Here is a 22,841-nt window from a genome sequence, read left to right as displayed (position 1 = left end):
AACGGTTACATATGGCGTTTAATTGCAGAGAGACCGCCATCAATTTGAATAAAATGGCATTGTCGTAGTAATTTCAGCAATGAGATAGCAATCAAAGAACGGTATCCGCCAGCACAATGGACAACAAAGTTATCTTTCTCTGAAGGCAGTTTGCCTTGCAAAATATCGGATAACGGTAATGCCTCAGCATTAGGTAGCGCACCTTTTGCTATTTCATCTTGTTCACGCACATCTAAAATATTTAGCTCTGATGCCTTCGTTACTAGCGTTTCAGCAGATATGTGTTCAACTTGAGACAATGTTCCTTCAAGTGCTTGAAAACGGATATGGGTATAACCTAGTGCTTGCAATGTTTCTTTTACTTGATCTTGATAATTAGGCGAGGCGATAACATCTAATTGAATGTCTTTATCCGGTAGCATTAATTCAAGCCACCATTTAAATTGTTTCCCGCCAAATCCAATAAATACACTACCTTCAACATGACCCGCTAAGAACTCATCAGAACTTCGCGTATCAATCAGGATTTTTTTTCTATCTGTAAAAATATGCACGTCTACTATTGTCCTTTAAAAATAGAAGCTTAAGACCTTACGCTTTTCTTATAAAAAAGCCATGGTCGCAGTAACATATTTATCGACAACAATATAAGATTTACACCCTCCCTTTTGTCGATAACACAGAAGAGATTGAGTCATAAAATTAACGCCGCTTGAATAACGCTCTTACGATTGCATTCGCAAGTTGCCTTAATAAGGTTTTAATAAACGATTCAGTGTATATTTGACGCTGAGAGCGACGAGGTTTTCGAATACTTGCACGTTCCTGTTTCTCATGTTCAGCTTGTTGCTTTTTCTGCTCTGTGCGTTTGTTTAATATTTCATGGGCTGACTCACGATTCACTGCTACTTTATATTGCTGAAAATACTGGCTGGTGTTTATCATTTCAATGCGCTTATCAGCATTAATAGGACCAATTTGCGACTCCGGAGGGCGAATTGTGACATGTTCAACTACCGATGGCACACCGCCCTCTCCTAATACTGATACTAATGCTTCACCTACGCCTAATTCACCCAGCAAGCTAACAACATCTAAATTTGGGTTATCCCTAAATGATTCAGCTGCAACTTTTACGGCTTTTCTCTCTTTTGGGGTATAGGCACGTAGCGCATGTTGAATACGATTACCCAATTGTCCTAATACTGAGTCTGGAATATCGGTTGGATTTTGACTTACAAAATAGATGCCTACCGCTTTAGAACGAATCAAACGTACCACTTGCTCAATCTGATCTAAGAAGACTTTCGGTACATCATCAAACAGTAGATGAGCCTCATCGAAAAAGAACACAAATTTAGGTTTATCAAGATCACCGACTTCCGGTAGGTTCTCATAAAGCTCAGACAACAACCATAATAAGAAGGTTGAGTACAACTTTGGTGATTGGATCAAAGTACTGGCATCCAGAATATTTATAATGCCTCGACCATCTACGGCTGTTTTCATGAAATCATGGTAATCCAATGCTGGCTCACCAAAAAACTCGCTACCACCTTGACGTTTAAAGCCCAATAAACGCCGCTCAATAGCAGCAATAGAGGACTTACTGATACGTCCGTACATCCCACCTAGTTGTTTTGAGTTATCGCCTAAGTAATTTAGTGCGGTAGAAAAATCATCCAAATCCAGCATCGGCATTTGGTTTTCTTCTGCATATTCAAACGCTAAATTAATTAATCCTTCTTGGACATCATTACAATCTAACAAACGACTTAATAATAGCGGTCCCATGTCTTCTAATGTGGCGCGGATTTTTGCCCCTTCTTTCCCAAACAAATCCCAGAACTCAACGGGAAAAGAAGTAAATTGAAAATCATCAATTCCAATTTCACGACAACGTTTTTGAACAACTGCGTTATCAGTACCAGCCTTCGCCATACCTGATAAGTCGCCTTTTACATCAGCAAGAAAAACGGGCACACCAAGGGATGAAAAACCCTCAGTTAAACACTGAAGGGTTACCGTTTTACCTGTACCTGTTGCTCCAGCAATAAAACCATGACGATTGGCATATTTAGGGTGGATCCCTATTTTGTTTTCGCCCTTACCGATAAGAATTATGTCACTTTTCATACTCAGAGGTTCTCTACATTTTATGATTCTATCCTAATCAAACTTAGACTGAAGTTCTTAAAATTACGATAAATAATCATAAACATAGCGTTACTTTTGAAGTTAAAACGAAACAATTAATTTAGGTTTAAACATAAATAACATGGCAATAATGACGAACATGAATGGAATGACGATAAGGTTAAGCTGATACCAACCAACCGTGTTATTAAGCCAGCCAGCAAATAAAGAGGCAACCGTTACTGAGCTAAACACCACAAACTCATTACATGCTTGTGCTATGGCTTCAGAGCTGTGTCCATACTTTTTTGTTCACCATCACCTCCGTATAAAAAACACCCAATGAAAACACTAACATGGATATAAAGCTCTAAATCTAACCAATTAACATGCTCTTTTGAACACTTCACTTACTATTTCCTTTAACATGGCTACTTTCATCAAAAAACTCATATTAAGTTAACAATTAAAACTCAATTAAAATTATCAATAAAGTATTAACTCCCTATGGAAATATATAACTTACACACTAATAAAACGGTAAACGATAAAAATAAGATATTGATTTTTAATTAAATAAACTTAACCAAGCAGATAATAAACAATACATTAGTAAAACTAATCTCAATCTCTATTTTTTTTCATTCCCCCGAATTTATGACATACGTATAATGCGCGTCAACAAGAGAGTCAAACGCCTCTAAATCTACTTTTTTAATTACTTTTATCTCGTTTTATACAGTATCAGGTTGTAACTATGACTAAGAACATCATCAAAAAAATTGCCGTCGCTTACCAACGTTCTTTTACTGAATTATACAAACGCGATAATAAATAAGATCTCATCATCTTTTTAAAGGAGCTTATCGCTCTTTTTTTTATCTCTCTTTCTCTATACACCATTTTCAAATACCTATTTATCTTATACCCACTTCTGTAAAGTTTTGATTTCTCTAACACATTCATCTGTTTTTTTTGATATAACTCTTTATTGATGTATTGAGATAAAAAGGAATAACGATGGATAAGGTTATGGAAGTTATTAATTTCCTCATCGCACACAAATTACTACTAAGTGCTCTGATCATTGTGATTATTTCACTGATCCGTCGTCTGGTTTTGACCAAAATTCGGGGGGAAGAACTCTTTCTTTCAGAAGAACAACGAAAATGGATGTCTCGAACCAAAAATGGCACCTTTTCTATTCTTATCCTTTTACTCTTCATCCTTTGGCGCTCAGAAATTAATGAGTTTGCATTATCTGTCACAGCGATCGCGGTTGCCATTGTTGTCGCATCGAAAGAAATTATTCTTTGTATTACAGGGGCAATTCAACGCGCAAGCTCACGTTCGTTTCGAATCGGTGACTGGATTGAAGTGGGCAAGTTATGTGGCGAAGTCATCGAACACAATATGATGGCAACGGTAATCCAAGAGATCGATCTTCATCATGGTCAGTATCATTACACCGGAAAAACAGCAACCTTACCCAATAGCATGTTTTTCACTTACCCAGTAAAAAACCTTAATTTTATGAAGCGTTATGTTTACCATAACTTTTCTATCGTAGTACCCAATTTTCTCAACCTCTATCCTTTACTGCCAACTATGGTCAAAAAAATAGAGCACCATTGTGAAGATTTTATTGACGTTGCTCGTCGCTATAACAGCATGATAGAAAAACATGCAGGTGTTGATTTACCCGGCTCAGAACCACACATCCATATCAGTAGTGGTGCGACAGGAGAACAAATTGTTCACTTCATGTTATTTTGTCCAACTGAGCAAGCAACGCATTTAGAGCAAGAAATTCGACAAGATTTTATGGAAGAATACGAAAAGTATTTTCCCCAAAAAGATGATTATTAAAAAAGAGCGAGTATCAATCTCGCTCTTTTTTATTTTAAGTAATGGCAAAGACTGCTAATTTTTAACGGCTTGTTTAACATTACTTAATTGTTGATGTAATAGAGAGAATTGCTCGGTTAACTTATGTTTTGGTAAGAAATGAATAAGCGGAATTTGTTGAAAATGTGATTCTTTCATTTTGATCGATTGAGGTAGGTAAGGCTCTAGGACTGGAAAGCCTAACTCTTTAACACTTTCAATAATCTGACGAGGAAAGTTTGCCTGAGCATTAAACATATTGACCACAATACCTTCTAATGATAACTCACGATTATGATCGTCTCGAAGCTCTGCTAAGTTATCCATTAAATTGATCAATGCCTGTTGTGAAAAACTATCACAATCAAATGGGATCAATAAGTTATGCGCCGCAATTAATCCCGACTTAGTATAAAAATTTAGGTTTGGCGGGGTATCAATATAAATATGTTCATATTCTTTTTCTAATTCATCTAAAGTTTCGCGTAACTTATAGATCTTATAGCGGCGTTCTAATTCTGGCTCTAATTTATCTAATTTGGGACTCGATGGAATGAGGAATAAATTGTCATAATCGGTCGGTTGGGGGTAATCCAGTGTTGGTGATGCCATTGAAAACCAAGAGGCAGTTTGATTGAGTAAATCAGCAATGGTTTTATCGCCCTTTTGGTTAATATCATACCCTAAATAGTGGCTTGAATTACCTTGGACATCGAGATCTATCACTAATGTCTTATGCCCTTTCGCCGCACTAATAGCTGCTAAATTTACGGTAATACTTGATTTACCCACCCCACCTTTCTGATTAAATATAATTCTGCGCATCACATCCCTTCCAATGTTTAATTATTAACCAACACAATATACCTTTATATGCATATATTTGTTAGTTAAAAACCCACACTTCTCAAAGTTAAGACTGATACAACTCAAGTGGTAATCCATCAGGATCGCTAAAAAAAGTAAATTTCTTTCCCGTTAACTCATCAACGCGGATAGCTTCTACTTCAATATCATGATCAACTAGATATGCCACAACAGATTCCACATCATCAACTGAAAACGCTAGGTGGCGTAGCCCTTGAGCCTCTGGATAACTGGGCCTTTGGGGAGCATCGGGAAAAGAAAACAGTTCAACTTGGCTATTATCTGGTAAACGTAGATCTAGTTTGTACGACTGGCGTTGCGCTCTATAAGTTTCATTGATGATCTCTAGTTTTAATATTTGACTGTAGAAGTACTTAGATCGCTGATAATCAGAGCATATGATCGCAACATGATGTATCCCGTTAAACATAAAATGACTTCCTTACTGATTTTGAAAAAATTAATTAGATGGGCCATTAGTGACATAGATTTTATCATAAGGTGCTAATAAGTTTGGATTATTTTTAATATCAACATCTTTAATATGATTTCCCGAATAATTTAAATACGTGAGTTCTTTATTTTTTCTCACGTCAAGAGATGTTAAGTTATTAAAGCTTACATTTAGCACTTTTAATTGTTTATTATATTTAGTTTTCAATTTGCTAAGCTGATTATGTTCAACACTAAGCAGCTCTAATTTAGGGTTATGACTAATATCAAGCTGAGTTAAGTGATTATTCGCTAAATCTAACTGCTGTAAGTTCGGAAAATTACTCAATTCTTTAATTTTTGATATATGTAAACCGTCACATTTCAACTCAGTAATTTGTTCACTATATGCTTTACCTTGCAAAATGACGCAACGTTTAAAGTTAGCATCAGCAAACGGAATATCACTGATTACCGCATAATGCTGGGCACAACCTGACAGTGTCAATCCACCAAAAAACAGTAATATAGATGAGAGTACTTTTTTCATTTAAAAATCTTTTCTATTATCTGTATTGAAACGACGCTTAGTCTTTGCGCAATGGTCGAATCACGCTTTCTAGACCTTCAATTTTAAAATCAAGCGCCAAAGCCATCAGCATACCTAACTCACCTTCAGGAAAGCCTTGTTTCTGAAACCACAATAAATACTCTTCAGGTAAATCGATAAGGATTCGACCGGCGTACTTACCAAACGGCATTTTCATATTTGCTAATTTAATCACATGCTCTTGCTGAAACATTACTTTCTTCACATAGAAAAACAGCTAAGTATTGTAACAATGCTTAGCTGTAAATATGCGAAATTTTTGTAAATTAAAAATCAGATTATTATAACGCTATGCCGCATCCCATGACTGGGCGACCACTCTCTGCCCATCAATATAAAGGCTTGCAGTGTAATGCCCACCAGCATTTACTTCGCCGACACCTTTTGGTGTCCCCGTCATAACAATATCACCATCTTCTAATGTCATGAATGATTGGATCTCCTGCAAAATAGCCGCAGGTTTTGTGATCATTTGAGAGCTAACGCCACGCTGTAAAATGTCTTGTTGTTGTTCAAACACCACTTCAAATTCCGTATCAGCAATATTAGGAAGTGGCACGAAATCACTAAAAAGCACGGACCCATCAAACGCTTTTGCTCGTTCCCACGGTAAGCCCTTCTGTTTTAAGGTCGCTTGCAATTCACGTTTTGTTAAATCAATTCCCACTCCCGCAGCCATAAACTGACCTTGTTGGTACATAAAACAAATTTCAACTTCATAATGTACCGAATCGTTACTATGCTTAGCTTTGAGTTGTTGAGAAATAGCAGAATTGGGTTTCGTAAACAAAACAAGTTGCGTAGGAATTTCATTATTTAACTCGTGGATATGCTCAACGTAATTTCGACCAACACATACCACTTTTGATGGTGTTATATACTTATCTCCAGTGGGTGAACTTAGCGTAACCTTCTGCATTAAATAATTATCCTTAATAATCATGATTACACCTATTATTCATATATTTATGAATTAATAAAAACATATAAATAAAAAAAGATGCCGTTTACATTTTTACGGTTATTTGTCACACTTCATGGCTTGTTTAGTTTTAATGTTCATCTGACTTTTGTAAGCAAGACACAGAACAACATTGCGTTATTATTGACACATCTGACTATTGACCGTTGTCTTTTTATCATCGTCAACATCTGTATCTAACGCACCTTCTTGCTGTACGACATGAGAAATATAATGAAAAAGATTTTATTAAGTACACTTTTACTGACATCACTATTAACTGGTTGTAGCTCTTCTCCTAAAGATGCTGCTGCGCTTCCAAGCACATGGGCAGTAATGGCGATTGATGGGCATTCAGAGCCTGTAGATGTATTACCTAAGCAGCCAGAATTAGTGATTGATAATAATTTAACCGTCACTTACCACGGTTGTAATACATTGAAAGGCAAGCTAACACTAACTGGTCAGAATTTACTGACTAAAAATTTAGCATCGACCCGTAAAATGTGTATTCAAAACGAACAAGCTATTGTTGATGGATTCGTAAAAAGAATGCTAACAGGTCCATCAGATTACCTAGTGAACCAGAACACATTGATCATCAGCTCTGAACGTCACACCGTGACATTTAAGAAAGTGAAATAATTCACCGATTAATCTCAATACAACGGAGGCTCAATGCCTCCGTTTTTTATGCGTTAACGGTTATTAGCTCTTCTGCTATCAGTTTCAATAAAAAGGTTTCACGCTCAATCGACATCCCCTTTTTCTCAGAATGTTTAATCGTCTCTTCATTATGCGCTATCGCATCAAAAATATTGATCCATACCGGCTTCATGCCATTTTTAATTTCGTAATCTTCAAAGCGAGTTGCGCCTAACTCTTTATCAATAGTACAAACGTAACAGTATGATTTCATATAAACCACATCATGATCTGACTTGTACCAAGGGCGATATTCGTCATATTGACCAAACGCTTTAATGTCTCGAATATTTCTTGCGCCGGTTTCTTCTTGTAATTCTCGAATCAATCCTTCGACTTTATCTTCTCCAGCGTCAATGCCACCACCAGGTAAGGTGTAATCATGATAACGCTCTGTGTATAACATCAAAATATCTTCACCATGTAATACAATGGCTCTTGCAGCATCGCGTTGAAATATAGCTAAGTCCGTTGTATTAAAGTCAATATTGGAAAGATCAGGGTGAACAGATAGTTTTAAAAATCGCATATAACGCAGAACTCATCACTGTCGATAACTAGGCTGCGTATTTTAGCTAACTCTGCCTATGATTACTAATGAGGGGATTTCAGGACTTGATTCATACGCTTAACAACATTCAAAGTCGATTCGCCACGGTATAAACCTAATGCTGTTAGAATACAATTAGCCCCTAAATAATGACGATTATAAAACTCACCTTTCTCATCAAATAAGGTGCTGACACCTATTTTCAGCAGATCCAGTTTATTTCTAACATTAGACGCTAACTGCCACTGGCTTAACGGCGGTAATAGATTATTTTTTAACGGACAAGGTAAATGTCCCGGATAGGTTTGCCATGGCGTAAGTAACGCTTCTGAATACGACTGATTCAGCCATTTCATATAGAGTTGATGTTTTACTGCAGAGGAAACGGGTAACGCAAACATCACCTTCAGCATCGCTTTACTGTAGAACGGTAAATGAAAATCTAATCGAAATTTATCCATATCTTCTAGTGCAGGAGCGATATGTTGATGTTGATCGTTTTCCCATAAAAAGAGTTGAAAAGCTTTATCTAGAGGTAAGTGTGAGTACTGACATAAGCATTCAACAATATTTTGCTCTAATTGCCGCTGCAATTTCGCACCTTGTTTTACCATTCTTTTAGGAATATAAGCATGCTGATGTTTTAAATATGCTTTTGCTACAGCAAAAGGATCACCACTGGCACATGCGGCGAGAATATTGTCATCACAAAACACCATACCAATGCATACACTGCCACCATTACCCGACCATACTAGCCTAGGCCTCTCCACTTGCTGATAAAATGGATATTGTGTTGCTCGCCAATAATGCCCTAAACGTTGCTCAATACTCTGCTCTTGGGTATCACTGACATTCACAATATGCAGTGGAAAATCATGACATTGAGCAAAAACTTCGGCATAAACCTCATCTTGAGAACGTTGATAGGAAAAGTTCATACACTCTAATTTTATTTCACGCCTTAACAACTCAGCAACAATTACACGAGAATCTAACCCACCCGACAGTGTACTGATCGCATGAAGATCATTACCTATTGCTAGATCGACCGCTTGTTTAAAAGCATGATCTAACTGAAGTGTTCCCTCATTATCATTAATACTATTAAACGGCATATCTGACCAACGGAAGTACCGCTCTTTAATAAGTGAAGTACTTGTTAAGGTTAATTTTTCTCCCGGTTGTATAGAGTACACTTCATTATATTGGGTTTTATTGCCAAGTGGATAACCGATTACGGCGTATTCAGTCGCCCCAGCTAGGTTGGTTGTTAACGTCACACTTAATTCATCGAATAAACGTAAACATGAACTAAAAATCACGCTCCCTTTATACTTCATATAATAAAGCGGACGTATTGCTAAACTATCGGCGAAAATGGTTAATTCACGGCGTTGCTTGTTATAATCTAACACGCAATAGGTACCTTGAGCCTTAGCCAATAATTGTGGAAAATTTGAGAGGCTCTGCTGCAAAAGAGTATTAACATCTTGAGTTAATGAAGTAGACATTAAGGTATGTCCAAGTACCATTGAAAAACGCAAATGATTTTCAGCCCAGCTCGATTCTCGATGACAATCAATGGCGACTCGGCAAAAATACAAATGATTATCGAAATACTCATGCCTTATATCGGTTGGATTACGCGATAAATGTTGAGCGATCTCTTTTTTTATGAGCAATAAATCTGAAGTCCAAGATTCTGAAATCACACCTGCAACAATACTCATTCATCTCTCCCACTGTGAATAATGAATATCTGCAAAAAATAAACCAACTTTTTTCAAACATAACGCTTTGTTTCATCGTTATTATTTGATGCTTTTCTTTTTATTCTTTATTAATCAATGCAACTTGCTACAAATATAATAAAAAAGCTTCTCTATTATATTTTATAGAGAAGCTTCATTTTCTATCGTAACAGACAGATGTTCTTATCAATGACGATATGATTCATAAAGGAACCAAACACGACGTTCGGTTTGATCGATCCAATCATCAATCATACTCACTGATGAATAATCACCACAATCATCACATAAAGTGTGTGCGGCACGAAGTTCAGCTGCTAATTGTTTGTTATCACTACAAAGTTCAGCAAGCATATCCGCAGGTTCAACGTAATCAGCATCATTATCTAAAATACGCTGCATACGTGAGATTTCACCAATAGAACGTAGGGTTTTACCACCAATTTTACGGACACGTTCGGCAATATCATCGGTCATTGCAAACAATTGAACACTTTGCTCATCAAGCATTAAGTGATAATCACGGAAATGTGCACCACTCATATGCCAATGGAAGTTTTTGGTCTTCATATAAATTGCATAAACATCAGCAAGGATCGCTGTTAGTGCACCACTGATCTCTTTAGTCGCGTCTACACTTAAATCTGTAGGTGTGGCTAGAGGACGAGTAAGGTGTTGTTTTGCATCTTCAATTTGTGATTCATTCAAGATAGTACTCATCGTCTTTTCCTAATATGTTATTTGTGACAACGAATTCAATATAACCCCTTTAATTTGTATGACAATACTTTTTTATCTGTTGTTATTGCAACTTAATATTGACTCTTTCATTGCTTGTATCAAAAAGCAAAAACCTTTAATTCACCGCAACTTACTGATTGAGTTTAATAAATAATATTCGTCTATTATTTTTCGATATAAACTTACCTTATATCTACAGCAACACTATTAATTATGAATAAAACCATATTTGCCAAAAACTTAAGCATAATGTAAAAAGTTATTTAATTTAAAAATAAAAATAGGAAGGTAATAATGCAGTCATCTACCTACCACATTGGTGAAGCAGGTAAAGCTTGGGGAAGCGACGAAAAAGCACAATGGTTAGCACAGACAACCATTAAACGTTCTTACCTTGAGCAAGTTGTGACAAAAATTGATGCATTGAAAAATGATTTTGATGTCACTCAGTATGGTGCTCTGTCTTATGCCCCTGATAAATATCCTCTTTTTTCGATAAAAACGCGTAATTGGGATAGCAATAAACCAACAATTTTAATCACCGGTGGTATTCACGGTTATGAAACGAGCGGTGTCCACGGCGCACTCGCCTTTGTCGCTTTAGAAGCCAAACACTATAGTGATGATTTTAATATTCTTATTGCACCTTGTGTGAGCCCTTGGGGTTATGAAACCATTAACCGTTGGAATCCTAACACTGTTGATCCTAACCGCTCATTCATCCCAAATAGCCCAGCAGAAGAATCAGCCGCTTTAATGCGCTTAGTCCAAGAACAAAAAACATCATTTTTAGCGCATATTGATCTTCATGAAACGACGGATACCGATGAGTCCGAGTTTCGCCCTGCATTAGCAGCGCGTGACGGTAAAGAATATATTGAAGATAGTGTACCTGATGGCTTCTACGTGGTTGGTGATACTGAAAACCCACAAGATGCTTTCCAAACTGCAATCATTGATGAAGTCCGCCACGTGACCCATATAGCGCCACCTGATGACAACGGGAATATTATTGGTGAAGCCATTACCCAAGAAGGTGTAATTAACTATCCATTAAAAGCATTAGGATTATGTGCAAGCGTAACAGATGCGCTGTATACCTCGACGACTGAAGTCTATCCTGATAGCCCGCGCGTGACAGAAGAAGAATGTAATATGGCGCAAGTTGCTGCAATTAAAGGCGCATTAGATTATTTAAAGCAACACGTTAAATAATAATACTCTGCTAACCTTGTTGTTTTATATGCAAGGTTAGCATTTTCTATCGCTTACTATATTTTTTAACACCTAAACAACAAAGTTTGAATTGAAACTTTATATTCCCCATAATAACTCCATCACCCACCTCTAATTTGGCAAGCCGATATGGATATCTTTTTCAAACACATTGATAGTCCATTAGGGCAAATGACTATCACAGCAAACGACAATGCACTGCTTTCAGTTTGGTTTGAAAGCCATACTATCCCCTCTTTACACAACGCGATATTAAAACCAGATCATGCTATCTTGCTGCAATGTGAAGAGCAATTAGCGGAATACTTTGCTGGCGATAGAAAACAATTCTCTGTACCTTTATCGTTTGAAGGCACCCAATTTCAAGAGCGTGTCTGGCAAACATTAACGACAATTCCCTATGGTCAGACATGGCACTATCAACAATTAGCTAATGCGATTGATAATCCAAAAGCATGTCGTGCTGTCGGTAGCGCTAATGGTAAAAATACCTTATCCGTTATTGTACCTTGCCACCGAGTGATCACTAAAAGTGGTAATTTAGGCGGATATGCGGGGGGAAATCATATCAAGCAACAGTTACTCTCACTAGAAAAACAATTTAAATAATAAAATGTGCTATCTCAGAGTATTTTTCTATTGATAAACTCATATACAACATTAGATAGCTGCCATACTTATTGTTAAGTGTCGCGTTTATGTTTAGCGTATAACTAACAGATAATCGACGTTATCTTGATGTATTTAAAATAAACTAAGGCGAAGATATGAGGAGGCAATTATGGCCACAGCAATCTCTGTCGAACAATATTTATCACACCATAATATTGAGCTTAAACTAATCCACCATCGTCCTACCGACTCATCGTTTAATTCAGCAATATCAGCACATGTTCCCACAATGAAGGTGGCTAAATCTGTCATATTAAAAGATCAACAACACAATTACCTTATGGCTGTGATACCCGCAAATCGTCGTGTCATGCTAGATGAGGTAAGTAAAATTACGGGTAAACAGTACTGTTTAGTTGGTGAACATGAACTGTCTACACTATTCCAAGACTGTCGCCCCGGCGCGATCCCAAATCTGGGGCAGATTTATCATCTTGATATGATCGTCGATGACATGCTGTTTGATATCGACAACATTTACCTTGAAGCTGGTGATCATGAAAATCTTATTCACCTCACCACAGAGCAATTTCAAAAAGTCATGACCAACATCAGTCATCATACGATTAGTGGCTACAGAATGTTATTTACTCAACAGCATGAAAGTAGTTATTGGGATTGGGACTAGCTCTATCATGCAATCTTTAACTAGATACGATAAAGCATCCGCCACATTTAATTTCCGCCATCATTTTGCGAATGCTGTTAGATACAAACAGTGTTCGCGGCCTCCTTCAGTCATCAATCATTTCACACCATGGTGTTCCTGCGGGGATCGGCACTGCTTTACGCTCTGGGGTAGATCTAGCGGGGAGAGCTGGCTGTAATATTATTTCAGCCGCTAACATCATTCGTTCATAGACGAGAGGATCAAACATACGCCCTGTTTGTCCCCATTCCACGGTATAACGATTACACCCCAGAGCTATACCCTCGTTTTGTGAGAGAAATAAAAACCTATCTTGCAGTCCAAAATGCTCATACATCATGTAAGACTGAAATAACATTGCCATATCTTCTTTGCGGTTACTGTAGCCATATAAATCACTCGCACCTTCAACCTCAAAGTGTGCTCCAACTTGTGAAGCGGTGAGTGTACTAATCTCATAGCTTGGCGTAACGCCGTCATACAATACATTGGCTGCATCAAATAAAATATCATCTTGCAGTGGAAACTGATCATAGAGAGCTTTATTTAATGGGGAGATCGAGCTGATGTTTTGATAAATAGTCCGACGAGGATCAAGCGATATTAAGGATGCAGGTGGAATCGCATCCACAGCATGCGCCAATTCATGTACCAATAGCCTAAATAAAGCTGGTAATAACTGCTCGGTAGTACGCATCGTATTATTTTCGGCATACTCATTGCTCACCCAAGGCGCATAATTTCCCTCACTATCGACACTTTGCCTTACCGCCAGAAACTGTACATTAGCCTGAAATTGATCACGAAAGTCTTGTTTAGCAATAATAGTTAGCCACTCCTCCTCGTTGCGCCATATGTAACGAGGATCAATATAAATGGTTGCGGTATTAGCACTATAAAAAGAAGGACGAATATCATCAGCAATTACGATAGCACTGACGGAGCGAAATAAAGACAAGACTTCGGACGGAAGCAACGCTAATACTGATAAAAATCGTTCGGCCATCCAAGGGTGAGAAACAAAGATTCGTTGCTCAATATCCGTCAATGTCACTGCGGTGTTGAACGTTAACCCTATCGGTGGAAAGTGGCTGACTAAACAACTATTTCGATAATTTTTAGCGCACGCAAGGTAATGATTAGGTGTTGTAGCAGAGTATGCGACAACCCTACTAAGATCAGGATACCCTTTAGCATTTAGCGCTATCTCTTGGCGGCTATCATCATCACAAGCGGTAAGTAATAGCGAAAAAGTCACAATAATAAGTAAAGAAGACAGATATCTACAGTTCGAACTCAACCACATCTAGCACCTCCTTATCCCACTACTTTCCTAAGTGTAGCGGAAGGAAAATACTGATAAGTATTACCACTAATGCAAAGTTTCAAATATCGTGATCAAGCTTCATTATCGGAGATATTCCCGCTGACAAATATTGACTAAAAAACGAATAAATCTATTCTGGAATAGAGCAACAGAGATGCATGTCTCACAGATTGCTGTTGCTAATTTTTGACAATGGAAGGTGTTAAATGGATCTACTTCGTGGCTTATATTCACTACTTGAATCGTTCTTTGAATAACGCAAGCAATACAATCATCTCGAGTATCAAGCCGTAATTCAGTATTACGGCTTTTCTTTTTCAGATGTATTCATAATTATTTATTAAGAAATACACCTATAGTTTTATAAGCCTGCTCACACTCTTTCTTCACTATGTTTTCCATATTTAAGAAAGCATGGATCATTTGTTCAAAATGGATATGCTCTGTTTCTACACCTTGCTTTTTTAGCGCTTCGACATACGCGATACCTTCATCTTTTAGTGGACAAAACTCGGCCGTGATCACTAAGCTTTCTGGCAGCGCCATACTGTAAGGTCCCCAAACGGGTGATGCCTTACGTCTATCTTCATTATGTTGAAAATAATTTGAGAAATACCATTCAATACGAGACTGTTGTAACAAATATCCCATACCGTTTTGATTAACAGATGGAAAGCTTAAAGTGTAATCAAGGCTTGGATAAATCAGAATCTGTTTTGCAATTTCAACATCATCATCAAATTGTGCCATTCGTGCTAACGAGGCACAAATAGCACCACCGGCAGAATCTCCAGCAATAGAAAGCTGTGGTATAAAATTTAATTCAGCGCGGATCAAAGTTTGAAATAGCGATTGTAGAACCAAATAGCCATCATCAATCGCGGCAGGATAAGGATGTTCTGGAGCCAGAGGATATTCAACCGATACAACAATAAACTGACTATGTTGTGCTAGTTTCCGACAAATAGGATCGTAAACCTCAACACTACCCGACATATGCCCACCACCATGAAAAAAAACTAATACGGGGAGTGCCGTCTCTGGTTGAGGGTGATAAATGCGAATAGGCACTTTATCTTTAATCGTTAGGTTTTCAATTAACGCAATATCGGGAATCTCGGTGACTAGCTCACGAGTAATAGCAGCGAGACCTTCTCTCACCGTTGGTACGGTCAATGGAATGCCACTGGTAATAGTTTCATCCATCACTTTATTAAAGCTATTAAGCCATTGATCTAATAAAGTCGTTAATTGGCGCATATTAATCCTTGAATATAGGCATTAACCGTTACCCTACAATAATTAGGGCGCTAATTTTGATAACTCTTCAATATCAACAGGCTGAGTATAATCCACAGATGATAAACCAAAGCCATTAAGGGCTAAAAAAGCTGACTTGTATCCAGCATAGTCGCCAACCTGTCTAAAGTTGTCAGCATTCATTTCTGCCATTAATTTATTTACTTGTAACTGTACTTCAGGTTTTAGTTCCCAATCATCCATTCTGATCAGAGCCAGATCTGATTGTTCGTCTGAATTATTACTCTGTTTCTTTTCAGTACCAGCCGCTGAATAAATTTTTTGTACAAAAAGGCGCTGCATTTGTTCAATACACCCTTCGTGATTTCCCATTTGCTTCATCACTTTAAATAACGCCAATATATAGGGCGAAAATGTCGGTATAAAGACACTGGCTTTTGTTACCAAAGCTTTGCAAACCACTACGTTAGCTTGACCATTGATCATCTGAGCTAATTGTTGATTAATTGCGATCGCGGTTTGATGTAAATGCTGCTTGGCAATACCAAGCGTCCCGTGATGATAAATAGGATATGTCGACTCAGGACCAATATATGAGTAAGCCAAGGTTTTAGCTTTTGGGGCTAACAGATTTTCAGATAACAGAAAGTTTATCCATTGTTGCCAATCTTCACCGCCCATCACTTTTGTTGTAGCGAAAATTTCCTCGTCATTGGCCGCTGTTAATTCTGCTGGGACTAATTCATCGTTTTCTAAATCAACACTATAGCCAGAAAAGTTTTCACCCACTGTTTTTAAACATGAACGCCACACCTCACCCGTTTCAGGATCGGGACGAATACCGGTTGCTAGGCTATAAATCACTAAATCAACATGCCCGCCAAACTCATCACGTATTGTTTGCGCTACGTGCTGACGTACTTCATCTGAAAATGCATCACCCACAATATTTTTAGCAATATAGCCTTGTTGCTCAGCCGCTTGTTTAAAGAAAATATTGTTATACCAACCCGCAGAGCCTATTCCCTTATCACTTGGACCTCGCTCATAAGAGACACCCAAGGTTTCCGCTTGTGCACCACCAAAGGTTAACGCAATACGTGACGCCAACCCAAATCCAGATGACGCACCTAAAATTAATACTCGAAGAGGACCTTGAGTGATCGGCGCAACAGACTGTACATAATCAATTTGCTGTTGAACTGCTTGCTGGCAACCATAAGGGTGCGCTGTTCGTGCCACAACGCCTTGAATTTCTGGTTGAATCACCATTGAACTATTCCTCTTATCGATTTACACATCATCGTTTACTGTTCAGCATGCCATACACGCTAATAATAAAACCCGATGATTCACTGATAACGTCATATTTACATCACCAATAAGTCAGAATTTAAACAACTTAGCCATTTCATCATCAAAAATGATTCATTTTTGTATCAAAAATTAGTAACAAAAGTATTTTTTTGCCTTATTGAGCCAAAAATCAATAGTCACAGCTTTATTTAAAATCTAATCAAATACCAAACTATTGCCCGCACTTTAAATTTTTGCAGGAAGCAACGATGAAGGTATGGACGAGTGTTTTTATAATTTTACTGTTAAGTTTTAGTTCTAGCGGATATGCAAAGACCTCATTACAACAGCAAGCCAAGGCCATTTATAAAGAAACAAAACTTAAGAAGCACTTAGACTTCAATATATTTATGACTGCTTATAAAGAACATGTTCGTGTTGCAGATAAACCGATCATGTCGATTATTGATTACAGCAAGCCCTCAAATAATCGCCGTTTTTTTATTATTGATACCGATAAGAAAAAACTGCTCTACCATACTTTTGTTTCACACGGCATCAATAGCGGTAATCTCTACGCTACGCAATTTTCTAATATTGTTGATAGTAAACAAACCAGCTTAGGCACTTATCGGGTTGCTGAGGCGTATCATGGTAAATATGGACTTTCTTTACGTCTTGATGGGATGAGTCCATCAAATTCTAATGCAAGAAAACGCGCTATTGTGCTGCATGGGGCAAAATACGCAGAGCCGAGTACCATAAAGAAATTAGGCATGCTTGGACGTAGCTGGGGGTGCCCAGCCATTCCAATGAAGTTAACCAAAAAAGTCGTCAACTTGTTAAAAGAAGGCGGTTCAATCTACGCTCATGCGCGATCATAATTCGCTTTATTGTTTGCAAAATGCCATTTAGAAAACTCGTTTTAGCGCGAGTTTTCTTTTTTCACTTCTAAGACATCTCTTATTTTCAACCATCGTATACTGCAACCAAGCCCACGCTGAATAGCGCAAACAATGCCTTGTCTTTTATATAATTGGCACAGAATATTCATACATCTCTTCTATATACCATCACAGAGCCAATAAGCACGTTCAATATGGGAGGGGGTTATGATGTTTTCACTTTTTTTTCGTCTAAAACTCAAATATCTCATTATCGCATCTTTACTTTTTAGCAGTCATTACGCTAACGCAATGAGAGCAACACACGCTTGGAAGGTTTACGACCATGCTCAGCTCCAAAATTACGTTGAGTTTGATATATTTCTCAATGCTTATCGTGAGCATTTACGTGTTGCCAACAAACCTATAATGTCGATCATTGATTACTCTCAGCCTTCTGACTCTAAAAGATTTTTAATCATAGATATCGAGAAAAAAGCCCTACTCCATCGAACTTTTGTCACTCATGGTATAAACAGCGGCAAACTGTATGCAACCCAATTTTCCAACACGGTGAACAGCAGGCAAACCAGCTTAGGTACTTACCGTGTTGGTGAAGCTTATTATGGTAAATACGGTATTTCTTTACGATTAGATGGAATGAGCCCTAGTAATTCAAATGCGCGAAAACGAGCGATTGTATTACACGGCGCAAGCTACGCTGAGCCAAATGTTATTCATGCTATTGGGATGCTAGGCCGAAGTTGGGGATGTCCGGCGATATCACGAGAGATCACGCCAGAAATCGTAGACCTACTTAAAGAAGGGGGCTCTATTTATGCTCACGCCCATAATAACAGGGATAATAAATAAACGACGCTATCGTACTAATTACTGAAAAACGCAACCACCAGCAGCAATAAAAAAATAACACCAATAAATTTCAGTAATAAACCTAAGGACGCACCACCTTTAGGGGCTTTGTTACAACAGCTCATACAGTGTCTATTCATTAAATAATAAGAGTAATGAGCATAAAGGTTCCAGTAGAGGGAAGGTCAATACCTCGTCTAATAAAACTAAGTCCATACATATAAAATATGTGTATGGACTTAATCTCATAAATCATCACATTCGTTTATAAATATAGCTGAATCTTACTTAGCATCAGAGAATAACACGATTGCATCATGAACCCCTTGGATCCCCATCTGCATACCAATCACGGTTAAAATTAAGCCCATTAAGCGCGTAATAATACTGATCCCACTTTGACCAATTTTTTCTATCAGTTTAGGGCCATAAATAAAGCAAAAGAACGTGATCACACACAGTAAAGCAAAGGCAGAAACCGTCACAAGAATATGAAACATCCCGCCAGCTGCAGAGTAGTTCATCGCCGTTGCAATCGTGCCAGGGCCTGCAAGTAACGGTAGAGCCAATGGAGAAATCGCAATGTCAGCACCACTATCGGATGTTTCTTCTTCCTTTGCAGCATGCATGCTTGATGTATTACCTTGTAGCATATGATAACCAACAAGAAAGACTAAAATCCCCCCCGCTAATCGTAACGCAGGTAGTGTAATACCAAATACACTAAAGATCCCTTTACCTAAAAAACAGAACGTTGTGATGATACAAAAAGCCGTAACCAGAGCCTTAAATGCAATCGCTCTTGTTTGTTTTGCTGGCATTCCACCTGTCATTCCCACAAATACTGCCGTATTCGCAAAGGGATTCATCATCGCGAAAAAACCCATGAACACAGTAATAGCGACTGTTATTAAGTCGTGCATACAACCTCTCTATTAATACTATTTTTAATTAAAACAACACATTCATGAATGAATCATATTTAATATAAATGAAATAGCAAAAACAAAGCAGCAACAAAAATAAACAATTCCTCAACCTTTGAGCTGTCTGCGCTCACATTATCAACAATAATGCTTAAAACCCATCATTTAAAACACAACTGACTACCGATAGAATAGATTGCAACATAAATGTAACTATATAATTTAAATCACATTTTTATATTTATACATGTTGAACAAAATAAAAATCAGACAGAAACAACTCATTGCATATAAAGCCGTGATAAAGATATTGTGCACACTCAAAATTTTGCTTCCAATCTGCTGTAATATCACTCGCAGTTGATATTATATTTACACGGTTGAAGACAACGGAATTCCCCACGGAGGGGACAACCTCAGCAGACTGATATAGGGATGGTAGCAACATATCTATGGATGGCACAGCTTCAGTAGGTTGTTGAAAGGATTTGTTCAGGAAGAACCAACCGTACAATTCCCCCAGCAAAAATTGCTCCCAGGAATTGGAGTGATGACATAATCTTTTTTATAGATTTGTTTGAAATTGCAGATATAAAAAAAGCCCGCAATCAATTGCGGGCTTTTCTATTTGGCTCCTCCTGCTGGACTTGAACCAGCGACATACGGATTAACAGTCCGCCGTTCTACCGACTGAACTAAGGAGGAATTGTAATGGTGGTGGGGGAAGGATTCGAACCTTCGAAGGCAGTGCCGGCAGATTTACAATCTGCTCCCTTTGGCCACTCGGGAACCCCACCGAAATAATGGTGCCGACTACCGGAGTCGAACTGGTGACCTACTGATTACAAGTCAGTTGCTCTACCTACTGAGCTAAGTCGGCACATTAATTCGTTATTGCCAAGCTATCCAGCTAAACAATGAAATATGGCGGAGAGATAGGGATTTGAACCCTAGATACGCTATAAACGTATGCCGGTTTTCAAGACCGGTGCTTTCAACCACTCAGCCATCTCTCCGTAAGTGCGGCGTATGATAGCGATCACACTTTAAATTGTAAAGTGCCTCATAAACCGTATGCGTAACTTTTACACATTCAAACGATAGCGCGAAGAATTACACCTCAGCTCATAAGAATTAGTGCAATTTACTGTTTAAAACGCATACAAAAACTCATCGCTATTTTCTATAACTCACTATTCAAATACGCCTGAATCTCAGTTTGAACACGCTCAAAATCAGCTTCTACGAGGTAATAAGCTTGTTCTGATGAAAAATGTAGCTCATCTTGCTTTAGACAAATATTAATGACCGTTTGATCTGCAAAAAACAACATAATAAATGTTATGAATCCCTAAAAGTGTAACGTTAGTTATGGTGATTGATATCTACGGTTGTGTAGCTAAACGAAACCAAAACTTAGTTCTTGTAGGGTTCGCATCTTACTCATAGGTTGAGGTTTAGTTGAAGTGGTATTGGTAAACTCATTTATGCCCCAAAACGTGTTAGATCAAATACTCATTCATATCGTGTTAATGTGATTTGGGAGTAGTTTTATTTACTGTGTATATCAACAGTTATAATGAAAAGTGGTGATTTTATCGATTTAGTTCCGTTTTTAATAAGAAATATTTCTTGTTAAAAACAGAAGTGAAATCATAACTAATTGAAAATTATATCATTTAATGTTTCAGTTTGTATTTAATAAGACTTATTAATTACATTTCTTACTTTTCATACCCTCTTTTAAATCGGTAAATGTAAAAAATGCTAGTAAGTTCATAATATGTAACGATTATATCGAGTATGGTAAAGGTATTTTATGAGTATATTTTGTGCGAAAGTAAGAATGCTTATTAATATACTGTTATGTTTTTACAGGAGTATTGAGCATCGACATAGATAGCATTTTAGATAAAGGTTTAAGTCAAGAAGAGAACCTTACAGATGTTGAATGGCCTGTTTTTGTGTTGGCATACTTTGAGTCTATAGCAGATATGGAAGGGTGGGATCATTTCTTTACCTACTCAATGAACTGGTACTCTGCAATGTATGACCTCTTGCGTCGGGCCAGTGATTTCAATTCCTTAAGAATATTGCAGGACTACAAAAATCATTTATTGCAGCTAGGAGTTGAGTTTACAGCTCAAGCAATTGACAACTATCTTACAGAGGTATCAGATGATTATTTCACTAACTGCCCTGATTGGAGAGACAAGTTTAATGATTACTCAGAACAAAGGTGGGAGTTGGTCTCTGAGTACTACAAAAGTATCGGCGTCGAACTCAAAACATAACAAGCAATTTAAGAGGGATTCACAACGCTTGGCATTTTTGGTTCTACTCCAATTTAGTGTTTATGGCACAATGTCTTAGGTCAGGTAGCGGCGTTGTTCACCCCTTAATTGAGCGTTAGCTGTTTTTATGAGGAAAATCTTTTGCGATTAGAGTCAGACCTTGAAAAGGTAATGAGTAAAATTGAATCTTTCGAATGGAATCTATGTACTTATATATTCTGTGGGCAGTCTATTTGCATGTCATCACGGATTCTCATCATTGATGATGAACTAGAAGAAAAGCGTGATGACGATGATGAGCCAATTTATCCGATCGAGAAAGGCTATAAAAATTTCCTTAGCGTAGCTGACCTTCAAAGTGTAAAAAGTAATCTACATGAACAGAAAACAGATTTTAGTTCTAGAGAGCTCCTAAGTGCAGTTAAGTATTACTATGAAAACGATGCATTTATACAAATCAACAGCTAACAAACTGTTTAAGAGTGATTCGCAACACTCGGTATTTTTGGTTTGCTGCAACACTGGCGTTTACGTCACAATACCTTAAGTTCGGTGGTCTGCGTTGCTCACCACTTTATGCGGCGTTACCCTTACCTTTCTTAATACTACCAGCCTAAATAAGCAATTTGCCTAACACGTTTCTGTCCAGAATCTTCACAGATGGTAGATATGAGTTATGTGTAGATATGAGTTAGCTACTTGGCTAACTCATATCTGCCCCATTATGTATAGAGCTTTTACTTATTCATCGTATGAACATGGATTGGTTTTTGTAGGTAAT

General features: G+C 37.7%; 25 protein-coding genes and 4 tRNA genes. 9 read left to right on the top strand and 20 right to left on the bottom strand.

Annotated elements, in window-relative coordinates:
• Positions 1 to 5: 5 nt before the first annotated feature.
• From CTN01_RS07815 to CTN01_RS07805, 3 genes are all read right to left on the bottom strand, one after another.
• Positions 6 to 554 carry a rhodanese-like domain-containing protein gene (locus tag CTN01_RS07815; protein ID WP_107342130.1) on the bottom strand — a complete coding sequence of 183 codons (549 nt, stop codon included), beginning with the start codon at positions 552 to 554 and terminating at the stop codon, positions 6 to 8.
• A 148-nt stretch (positions 555 to 702) separates the two neighbouring features.
• On the bottom strand, positions 703 to 2,136 hold the full coding sequence (locus CTN01_RS07810) for a helicase HerA-like domain-containing protein (RefSeq protein WP_045149998.1): 1,434 nt from the start codon (positions 2,134 to 2,136) through the stop codon (positions 703 to 705).
• 102 nt (positions 2,137 to 2,238) lie between these two features.
• Entirely contained in the window at positions 2,239 to 2,391 is a 153-nt protein-coding gene (locus CTN01_RS07805; protein WP_208598948.1) for a hypothetical protein, read from the bottom strand.
• A 765-nt stretch (positions 2,392 to 3,156) separates the two neighbouring features.
• On the opposite strand from CTN01_RS07805, the gene CTN01_RS07800 reads away from it, so the two are divergent.
• Positions 3,157 to 4,005: a mechanosensitive ion channel family protein gene (locus CTN01_RS07800; protein ID WP_045149999.1), complete on the top strand. Its 849-nt coding sequence runs from the start codon at positions 3,157 to 3,159 to the stop codon at positions 4,003 to 4,005.
• 54 nt (positions 4,006 to 4,059) lie between these two features.
• Here the strand turns inward: CTN01_RS07800 and CTN01_RS07795 are convergent, their stop codons facing one another.
• From CTN01_RS07795 to CTN01_RS07775, 5 genes are all read right to left on the bottom strand, one after another.
• Complete coding sequence (locus CTN01_RS07795) at positions 4,060 to 4,848, bottom strand: ParA family protein (protein ID WP_045150000.1); 789 nt, start codon at positions 4,846 to 4,848, stop codon at positions 4,060 to 4,062.
• Between the two features lie 88 nt (positions 4,849 to 4,936).
• On the bottom strand, positions 4,937 to 5,320 hold the full coding sequence (gene gloA2, locus CTN01_RS07790; protein WP_045127976.1) for an SMU1112c/YaeR family gloxylase I-like metalloprotein: 384 nt from the start codon (positions 5,318 to 5,320) through the stop codon (positions 4,937 to 4,939).
• Between the two features lie 30 nt (positions 5,321 to 5,350).
• Positions 5,351 to 5,872 carry a leucine-rich repeat domain-containing protein gene (locus CTN01_RS07785; RefSeq protein WP_045150001.1) on the bottom strand — a complete coding sequence of 174 codons (522 nt, stop codon included), beginning with the start codon at positions 5,870 to 5,872 and terminating at the stop codon, positions 5,351 to 5,353.
• A 37-nt stretch (positions 5,873 to 5,909) separates the two neighbouring features.
• Positions 5,910 to 6,125, bottom strand: coding sequence for a DUF3820 family protein (locus CTN01_RS07780; protein WP_005364029.1), 216 nt, complete (start codon positions 6,123 to 6,125; stop codon positions 5,910 to 5,912).
• A 96-nt stretch (positions 6,126 to 6,221) separates the two neighbouring features.
• Positions 6,222 to 6,851, bottom strand: a complete 630-nt coding sequence (locus CTN01_RS07775) for a fumarylacetoacetate hydrolase family protein (RefSeq protein WP_045150019.1) — start codon at positions 6,849 to 6,851, stop codon at positions 6,222 to 6,224.
• A 276-nt stretch (positions 6,852 to 7,127) separates the two neighbouring features.
• Here CTN01_RS07775 and CTN01_RS07770 point away from each other — a divergent pair, with 276 nt between their 5' ends.
• Positions 7,128 to 7,538: an META domain-containing protein gene (locus tag CTN01_RS07770; protein ID WP_045150002.1), complete on the top strand. Its 411-nt coding sequence runs from the start codon at positions 7,128 to 7,130 to the stop codon at positions 7,536 to 7,538.
• Positions 7,539 to 7,584: 46 nt separating this feature from the next.
• Here the strand turns inward: CTN01_RS07770 and CTN01_RS07765 are convergent, their stop codons facing one another.
• The 3 genes from CTN01_RS07765 to CTN01_RS07755 all read right to left on the bottom strand — a co-directional run bounded on the left by CTN01_RS07765 (position 7,585) and on the right by CTN01_RS07755 (position 10,622).
• Positions 7,585 to 8,127, bottom strand: coding sequence for an NUDIX domain-containing protein (locus CTN01_RS07765; protein WP_045150003.1), 543 nt, complete (start codon positions 8,125 to 8,127; stop codon positions 7,585 to 7,587).
• 65 nt (positions 8,128 to 8,192) lie between these two features.
• Positions 8,193 to 9,881, bottom strand: a complete 1,689-nt coding sequence (locus tag CTN01_RS07760; RefSeq protein ID WP_045150004.1) for an asparagine synthase-related protein — start codon at positions 9,879 to 9,881, stop codon at positions 8,193 to 8,195.
• Between the two features lie 207 nt (positions 9,882 to 10,088).
• Positions 10,089 to 10,622 (bottom strand): Dps family protein, encoded by a 534-nt coding sequence (locus CTN01_RS07755; RefSeq protein WP_045150005.1) that lies wholly within the window; start codon positions 10,620 to 10,622, stop codon positions 10,089 to 10,091.
• A gap of 315 nt (positions 10,623 to 10,937) precedes the next feature.
• On the opposite strand from CTN01_RS07755, the gene CTN01_RS07750 reads away from it, so the two are divergent.
• From CTN01_RS07750 to CTN01_RS07740, 3 genes are all read left to right on the top strand, one after another.
• Positions 10,938 to 11,858, top strand: coding sequence for a M14 family metallopeptidase (locus tag CTN01_RS07750; RefSeq protein WP_045150006.1), 921 nt, complete (start codon positions 10,938 to 10,940; stop codon positions 11,856 to 11,858).
• A 150-nt stretch (positions 11,859 to 12,008) separates the two neighbouring features.
• A complete protein-coding gene (locus tag CTN01_RS07745; RefSeq protein WP_045150007.1) occupies positions 12,009 to 12,488 on the top strand; it encodes a methylated-DNA--[protein]-cysteine S-methyltransferase in 480 nt (159 codons plus the stop codon).
• A gap of 172 nt (positions 12,489 to 12,660) precedes the next feature.
• A complete protein-coding gene (locus tag CTN01_RS07740) occupies positions 12,661 to 13,179 on the top strand; it encodes a YbaK/EbsC family protein (RefSeq protein WP_045150009.1) in 519 nt (172 codons plus the stop codon).
• A 106-nt stretch (positions 13,180 to 13,285) separates the two neighbouring features.
• Here the strand turns inward: CTN01_RS07740 and CTN01_RS07735 are convergent, their stop codons facing one another.
• From CTN01_RS07735 to fabV, 3 genes are all read right to left on the bottom strand, one after another.
• A complete protein-coding gene (locus CTN01_RS07735) occupies positions 13,286 to 14,506 on the bottom strand; it encodes a hypothetical protein (protein ID WP_045150010.1) in 1,221 nt (406 codons plus the stop codon).
• 354 nt (positions 14,507 to 14,860) lie between these two features.
• Complete coding sequence (locus tag CTN01_RS07730) at positions 14,861 to 15,787, bottom strand: alpha/beta hydrolase (protein ID WP_045150012.1); 927 nt, start codon at positions 15,785 to 15,787, stop codon at positions 14,861 to 14,863.
• 42 nt (positions 15,788 to 15,829) lie between these two features.
• Positions 15,830 to 17,059, bottom strand: coding sequence for an enoyl-ACP reductase FabV (gene fabV, locus CTN01_RS07725; protein ID WP_045150013.1), 1,230 nt, complete (start codon positions 17,057 to 17,059; stop codon positions 15,830 to 15,832).
• A gap of 293 nt (positions 17,060 to 17,352) precedes the next feature.
• Between fabV and CTN01_RS07720 the strand changes: the two genes are divergently transcribed.
• A complete protein-coding gene (locus tag CTN01_RS07720) occupies positions 17,353 to 17,967 on the top strand; it encodes a murein L,D-transpeptidase catalytic domain family protein (protein WP_045127962.1) in 615 nt (204 codons plus the stop codon).
• Positions 17,968 to 18,195: 228 nt separating this feature from the next.
• Positions 18,196 to 18,840 carry a murein L,D-transpeptidase catalytic domain family protein gene (locus tag CTN01_RS07715; RefSeq protein WP_052666704.1) on the top strand — a complete coding sequence of 215 codons (645 nt, stop codon included), beginning with the start codon at positions 18,196 to 18,198 and terminating at the stop codon, positions 18,838 to 18,840.
• Between the two features lie 284 nt (positions 18,841 to 19,124).
• Here the strand turns inward: CTN01_RS07715 and CTN01_RS07710 are convergent, their stop codons facing one another.
• The 6 genes from CTN01_RS07710 to CTN01_RS22745 form a co-directional block, all read right to left on the bottom strand.
• The gene (locus CTN01_RS07710) at positions 19,125 to 19,763 is read right to left on the bottom strand and encodes a MarC family protein (protein ID WP_045150014.1); all 639 of its coding nucleotides are present in this window, start codon (positions 19,761 to 19,763) and stop codon (positions 19,125 to 19,127) included.
• 632 nt (positions 19,764 to 20,395) lie between these two features.
• Positions 20,396 to 20,471, bottom strand: a tRNA-Asn gene (locus tag CTN01_RS07700).
• Between the two features lie 7 nt (positions 20,472 to 20,478).
• Positions 20,479 to 20,563, bottom strand: a tRNA-Tyr gene (locus CTN01_RS07695).
• Between the two features lie 7 nt (positions 20,564 to 20,570).
• Positions 20,571 to 20,646, bottom strand: a tRNA-Thr gene (locus tag CTN01_RS07690).
• A gap of 45 nt (positions 20,647 to 20,691) precedes the next feature.
• Positions 20,692 to 20,782, bottom strand: a tRNA-Ser gene (locus tag CTN01_RS07685).
• A gap of 167 nt (positions 20,783 to 20,949) precedes the next feature.
• The gene (locus tag CTN01_RS22745; RefSeq protein WP_155395458.1) at positions 20,950 to 21,099 is read right to left on the bottom strand and encodes a hypothetical protein; all 150 of its coding nucleotides are present in this window, start codon (positions 21,097 to 21,099) and stop codon (positions 20,950 to 20,952) included.
• Between the two features lie 550 nt (positions 21,100 to 21,649).
• On the opposite strand from CTN01_RS22745, the gene CTN01_RS07680 reads away from it, so the two are divergent.
• Together CTN01_RS07680 and CTN01_RS07675 are read left to right on the top strand one after the other, a co-directional pair.
• Positions 21,650 to 22,060 carry a hypothetical protein gene (locus CTN01_RS07680; RefSeq protein ID WP_045149313.1) on the top strand — a complete coding sequence of 137 codons (411 nt, stop codon included), beginning with the start codon at positions 21,650 to 21,652 and terminating at the stop codon, positions 22,058 to 22,060.
• A 108-nt stretch (positions 22,061 to 22,168) separates the two neighbouring features.
• Complete coding sequence (locus CTN01_RS07675) at positions 22,169 to 22,528, top strand: DUF7716 domain-containing protein (RefSeq protein ID WP_425258951.1); 360 nt, start codon at positions 22,169 to 22,171, stop codon at positions 22,526 to 22,528.
• Positions 22,529 to 22,841 lie beyond the last annotated feature (313 nt).

This window comes from Photobacterium angustum (assembly GCF_003026365.1).
Lineage (GTDB): Bacteria > Pseudomonadota > Gammaproteobacteria > Enterobacterales > Vibrionaceae > Photobacterium > Photobacterium angustum.
The sequence above is the reverse complement of the archived record's forward strand: the minus strand, read 5'-3'. Positions and strand labels throughout refer to the sequence as shown.